Source organism: Mangrovibacterium sp. (genome assembly GCF_041596335.1).
Classification (GTDB): Bacteria; Bacteroidota; Bacteroidia; order Bacteroidales; family Prolixibacteraceae; genus Mangrovibacterium.
The window spans coordinates 1-5,600 of the sequence record NZ_JBFHIT010000103.1; the positions used below are offsets into that span (position 1 = coordinate 1).

Below are 5,600 nucleotides of genomic sequence, written 5' to 3' on the forward strand. Positions count from 1 at the left end.
AAAATATTTTTAGGTTGTTTAGAACTTATTATTATATTTGCACTCGCAATTAAGAAACGGGTGTAGCTCAGTTGGTAGAGCACTGGTCTCCAAAACCAGGTGTCGGGCGTTCGAGTCGCTCCTCCCGTGCAAAAGCTGTCCAAAAGGGCAGCTTTTTTCGTTTCAAATCAACCCGATTTTGTGGATCTTAAAAACGATACACCCCGTATTGAGTGGATATCGATTCTCCCAACTATTCCGAAGGATCCCAAAATCATCGGAGTAATCGATCAACAAACGATGCTATCAGCAAGACAGCAACTAAACAAATGAGAAATAGTTAATAATTATTCTTAACTGATCGACTATTGTCTTTCGTTTTGCCCCCTTTTCATCTTATCTTTACGCAAATTTTGGTAACCATGACTGTCGATTTATTCATCCCCTGTTTCATTGATCAATTTTATCCGCAAACAGCGTTTAACGTTATAAAGGTTTTAGAAAAAGCTGGTGTCACTGCAAACTACAATCCAGAGCAGACTTGCTGTGGGCAACCATCGTACAACAGTGGTTATTGGGATGAAACCAAAACACTTGCTGAAAAATTTATTCGGGATTTTGAAGGCCCGCATACGATCATCAGCCCATCTGCGTCATGTACCGGCTTCATAAAAAATTACTACGGACACTTATTTAAGGAGGACGACAAGAACTTTGTTTCCCAAAACCTGCTTAAATCCCGTCTTTTCGAGTTTAGCGACTATCTGGTCAATCAAGTGAAGTTTATCGATTTTGGAGCAAGATTCCCGCATAAAGTATGTTACCACGACGCGTGTACTGCCTTGCGCGAATATGGGATTAAATCGGAACCACGCCTGCTTCTCTCGAAAGTTAAAGGACTTGAGTTAGTCGAGATGGAAGACACCGAAACCTGCTGTGGGTTCGGAGGCACCTTTTCCGCTAAATTTCACTCCATATCAACGGCAATGACTGAACAAAAAGTTGAAAAGGCGTTAGCTACCGGTGCCGAATATATCATTTCAACCGAATCATCCTGCCTAATGAATATCGAAGCCTATATTCTCAAAAACAACCTCCCGATCAAGCCCATCCATATTGCCGACATATTGGCGAGCGGATGGTAACAGAATCTTAAAATATTCGTATCACCAAGATACCGATATATTGTATCCGAATAAATTGGGCATTTGCTTAAACTAATGGCCCATTTTTTCGTATGCTGTTATATGATGTGCGCCTTCGTTGGCCGATTATCTGCATTCAATCGAATTCTTGACATCAAAGTTTATTTTCAAGCAGATAGTAATCTTCTGAGCTCTTTTCCCATTGTGGACTATGTTACACCCATGATTTAATCGCTTATATCAACCAAAATGAATGCAAATGAAAAAAGGACAAAAATTTCAGAGGCTCTGAAAAAGTATCATGTACACTACTTGCACATGAAGACAGACATCACCCACAAACCCTGTCGCGACAGCAATGGCATCCATTGTACCGGGGACAAGTTTCAATATATTGTTGACTGGCAAATTGCGAACAGGAAAAAAGTGGATGCCTGGGAAACGGAAGTTAGTTAAATCTTATTATTCCCCCGCATTCTTCATCGCATTTTACGCGCTGATAAGGGTCAAAGATTCCAATCAAAATTGTCCTGTCAGCGCTTATTCTTCTCCAGAATAGCATCGAAGTCCGCTAATCGCATTTACCGCTACCCTGAAACATAATCAGGATCGAATAGAGGTTCGAACCGACTCGGATTTGAATGTCGATAAAGGTTGTCAAACATACAAATTGAACTATTGTCAAAAATACAAATTGATTAAATATTTACTTATTACCTTTTTATTAACAATTTTTGTCCTATTTAACATTTTTTATTCGATGATATTTCGTAACTTGATTGGACTTTCAATTTAGTGTGCTCCTAATTCTCTTATTTCATGTTTTAACTGACTCCCTAACAGGAGTCATCAGGAACAATAACAGGTAATCGAAAAAAATCAGTCCCTAAACCGAAACGTTTTAATCTTAAGAAACATCGCAAACATGAAAGTACAATTCCAAACTCAAGCCAAGACCAACATCAAGTCTCCACAACAAGATCAACACCTCAGGAACAAAAGCACTAAACCCCACTATCCGCTTCCAACCTCGAGTGGCCTTCGCTGCGAAGGGGATCGATTTGGATACATTGTCGACTGGCAAGTAACAGACAAGCCAGCGCCAAAGAGTTAAATTGAACTACGATCTCTCATTTAAACGAAGAGGCTGTCCCAAAAGTAAAATTGGGACAGCCTCTTTCTTATTTCACAATAAATACGTCGCTTTCTAAAAAACCTGCATCCGGTGCAGTCGAAAGTATTGTCCTTCTCTGGCAATAAGCTCTTCGTGAGTTCCAGTTTCAACAATCTCACCTTCGTGCATAACACAAATTATATCGGCATTTTTTATTGTCGAAAGGCGGTGAGCGATAACAAGCGAAGTTCTGTTTTTCATTAGGTTCTCCAAAGCCTCCTGCACCAGTCGCTCCGATTCCGTATCCAACGCCGAAGTTGCTTCATCGAGAATGAGAATTGAAGGATTCTTCAGGATCGCGCGAGCAATGCTCAACCGCTGACGCTGTCCGCCTGAAAGCTTACTTCCACGGTCGCCAATCATCGTGTCGTAACCATTTTCCGTTTCGATGATAAAACTGTGCGCATTAGCCACTTTTGCGGCTGCAATAACATCTTCCATTGAAGCATTTTCAACCCCAAAGGCAATGTTATTAAAGATCGTATCATTAAACAAAATGGCTTCCTGATTAACATTCCCCATCAATTCACGCAGATCTTGAATTTTCACATCACGAATATCGACGCCGTCGACACAAATTGAGCCTTCAACAACATCGTAAAAGCGCGGTAACAAGTCCACAAAAGTTGTTTTTCCGCTACCCGACTGCCCAACAAGGGCAACCGTTTTTCCTTTAGGGATGACCAGCGAAACATTCTTCAACACAACTTTTCCATCGTAGGCAAAGGTCACATTCTTGTATTCAATACCTGAACTGAATTTTTTGATCGATTGAGCGTTCTCCTTTTCCTGAATGGTAATCGGAGCTTTCAGAATCAAGTCAATCCGATCCATAGCGGCTAGTCCTTTTTGAATACTATACAATGCAGTTGTAAAGGCTTTTGCGGGATTAATAATCTGGTAAAAAATACTCAGATAGGCGATAAATTCAGGACCGGACAATTCACTATTATTGCCAATAATAAGTGTTCCGCCGAACCAAACAACGATAATCATCACAATCGTCCCCAGGAATTCACTCATCGGGTGTGCCAATTCGCGACGCCCCATCAGACGATTCATCGTCAGGCGATAATCATCCAGTTCTTTTTGAAAATGCATATCCATTTTCTTCTCGGCATTAAATGCCTTGATGATGCGCAATCCGCCCAGGGTTTCTTCAATTACAGTAAGAATGGTTCCCATTTTATCCTGGCCTTCACGAGAAAACCGCTTCAACGATTTACCAACGCGGCCAATTACAAAACCAGCACCGGGTAAAACGATAAAGATGAAGAGAGTCATTGTTGGACTCATCACCAGCATAGATGCCAGCAACACAATGATGAGCACCGGATTTTTGAGGAACATATCCAACGACGACATGATTGACGTTTCAACTTCGGCTACGTCGCCAGTTGCCCGTGCAATAATATCACCTTTACGTTCGTCGGAAAAGAACTGCATAGACAGGCGAAGAACCCGGCTGTAGATTTGCTGCCGGATGTCGCGTACGACTCCATTCCGGATTTGAACGGCTTCCCAGGCTGCCAAATAAGCAAAACCGACTTTCAGCATAGTCGCTGTGATGACAAAAAAGCCAACAAACAAGAGTGTGTATCCGGAACCATACTCGTTCTTGACGAAAGTCACGTAGTAATACAAATTATTCTTGATCGAATCCAGGCTAACAGCCCAGTCTACCAGCGAATTAACCTCTTCAGAAAGACCAAAAATAATTTCCAGAATTGGAATCATCATAGCCATCGAGAAAACAGTAAATACAGCCGACAACAAGTTGAACAAGAAGTTTAAAACCATCCTGCTCTTGTAAGGAGGTATAAACCTCCGCAGGATACTGATAAAATCTTTCATGACAGATTTTTAAATTGAAGCGATTATGACAGTTCGCCGTTAAAAAATACCGGTATAATTCTGTGGTGTAATCGTCTTTAATTCGGCTTTCAGTGCGTCGCTGATAGTTAGAGTATCAATAAATTCGTGCACAACAGTCTGATCAATTTTACGGTTAACACGAGTCAAATCGCGCAAAGCTTCGTATGGATTCGGATAACCTTCACGTCGTAAGATGGTTTGAATAGCTTCGGCAACTACCGGCCAGTTATCTTCCAAATCGGCTTCAATAGCAGCTTTATTCAATAACAGTTTATCCAGACCTTTCATTGTTGAATTAACCGCGATTAACGTGTGAGCCAGAGGCATACCGATAGTGCGAAGAACAGTTGAGTCTGTTAAATCGCGCTGCAAACGCGAAACCGGTAACTTTGCAGAAAGGTGTTCAAAAATTGCATTCGCCATTCCCAGGTTGCCTTCCGAGTTTTCAAAGTCGATTGGATTAACCTTGTGCGGCATAGCGGACGATCCAACTTCTCCCGCTTTAATTTTTTGCTTGAAATACTCCATCGAAATATAGGTCCACATGTCGCGGTTCAGATCAAGGATGATTGTATTTACACGCTTCAAGGCATCGAAAATCGCGGCGTGATTGTCGTAGTTTGCAATCTGCGTGGTATATTGAGCACGTTCCAGTCCCAGGTAATTTTTCAGGAAATGGTTTCCGAACGCTTTCCAGCTAATTTCAGGATAGGCAATATTGTGCGCATTGAAATTCCCGGTAGCACCTCCAAACTTGGCATCGCAATTAATATTTCGTAGTTGTTCCAACTGCTTTTTAATGCGCTCGGAAAACACCCGAATTTCTTTCCCCAAATTTGTAGGAGAAGCAGGCTGTCCATGAGTTTTAGCAAGCATTGGAATATTTTTCCATTCTTCGGCCAACTCTTCCAGCTTATCTACTAAATCGTTTATTGCCGGAAAATACTCAAAATCCAGTGCATCGTGAACCGATTTCGGGACAGCAGTATTATTAATATCCTGAGAGGTCAGTCCAAAATGAATGAACTCTTTGTAAGCGTTGACACCTAACTTGTCGAACTCCTCTTTCAAGAAGTATTCAACTGCTTTTACATCATGATTGGTAACTTTCTCAATGTCCTTAATGCGTTGCGCGTCGTCAATCGAGAATCCCTCAACAATCTGACGAAGGCTGGGGAATAAATCTTTATTGAAATCAGCCAGTTGTGGCAGAGGTAATTCGCACAATGCAATAAAATATTCAACCTCAACATACACGCGGTATTTTATAAGGGCATATTCCGAGAAATAGTTTTCCAGGTTACTCACTTTCGACCGGTAACGGCCATCTATCGGGGTAATTGCAGTTAATAAGTTCAATTCCATGATTTTAATTTTTCGAGGGGCTAAAGTTAGCAAATATTTACGTTTATCAGCCGGCGAAATCC

Annotated in this window: 5 protein-coding genes and 1 tRNA gene; 4 read left to right on the plus strand and 2 right to left on the minus strand. The window is 41.4% G+C overall.

All coding sequences use genetic code 11. From position 1 onward, the window contains the following. Positions 1–56 precede the first annotated feature (56 nt). The 4 genes from ABZD21_RS19625 (at position 57) to ABZD21_RS19640 (ending at position 2,238) form a co-directional block, all read left to right on the plus strand. Positions 57–129: transfer RNA gene (locus tag ABZD21_RS19625), tRNA-Trp, on the plus strand. Positions 130–401: 272 nt separating this feature from the next. Beyond that, entirely contained in the window at positions 402–1,124 is a 723-nt protein-coding gene (locus ABZD21_RS19630) for a (Fe-S)-binding protein (RefSeq protein WP_372776833.1), read from the plus strand. 249 nt (positions 1,125–1,373) lie between these two features. Next, complete coding sequence (locus ABZD21_RS19635) at positions 1,374–1,580, plus strand: hypothetical protein (protein WP_372776834.1); 207 nt, start codon at positions 1,374–1,376, stop codon at positions 1,578–1,580. A 469-nt stretch (positions 1,581–2,049) separates the two neighbouring features. Then, positions 2,050–2,238: a hypothetical protein gene (locus ABZD21_RS19640; RefSeq protein ID WP_372776835.1), complete on the plus strand. Its 189-nt coding sequence runs from the start codon at positions 2,050–2,052 to the stop codon at positions 2,236–2,238. A 93-nt stretch (positions 2,239–2,331) separates the two neighbouring features. Here ABZD21_RS19640 and ABZD21_RS19645 read toward each other — a convergent pair whose 3' ends face one another. Both ABZD21_RS19645 and purB read right to left on the minus strand, forming a co-directional pair. Further along, positions 2,332–4,152 (minus strand): ABC transporter ATP-binding protein, encoded by a 1,821-nt coding sequence (locus tag ABZD21_RS19645; protein WP_372776836.1) that lies wholly within the window; start codon positions 4,150–4,152, stop codon positions 2,332–2,334. A 39-nt stretch (positions 4,153–4,191) separates the two neighbouring features. Then, a partial coding sequence (gene purB / locus ABZD21_RS19650; RefSeq protein WP_372776837.1) for an adenylosuccinate lyase occupies positions 4,192–5,600 on the minus strand: 1,409 nt, incomplete at its 5' end.

What these genes read in the sequence shown, in the direction of transcription:
- ABZD21_RS19630 (WP_372776833.1), top strand. Translation starts at nt 402, where the DNA reads ATGACTGTCGATTTATTCATCCCCTGTTTCATTGATCAATTTTATCCG.
- ABZD21_RS19635 (WP_372776834.1), top strand. Translation starts at nt 1,374, where the DNA reads ATGAATGCAAATGAAAAAAGGACAAAAATTTCAGAGGCTCTGAAAAAG.
- ABZD21_RS19640 (WP_372776835.1), top strand. Translation starts at nt 2,050, where the DNA reads ATGAAAGTACAATTCCAAACTCAAGCCAAGACCAACATCAAGTCTCCA.
- ABZD21_RS19645 (WP_372776836.1), bottom strand. Translation starts at nt 4,152, where the DNA reads ATGAAAGATTTTATCAGTATCCTGCGGAGGTTTATACCTCCTTACAAG.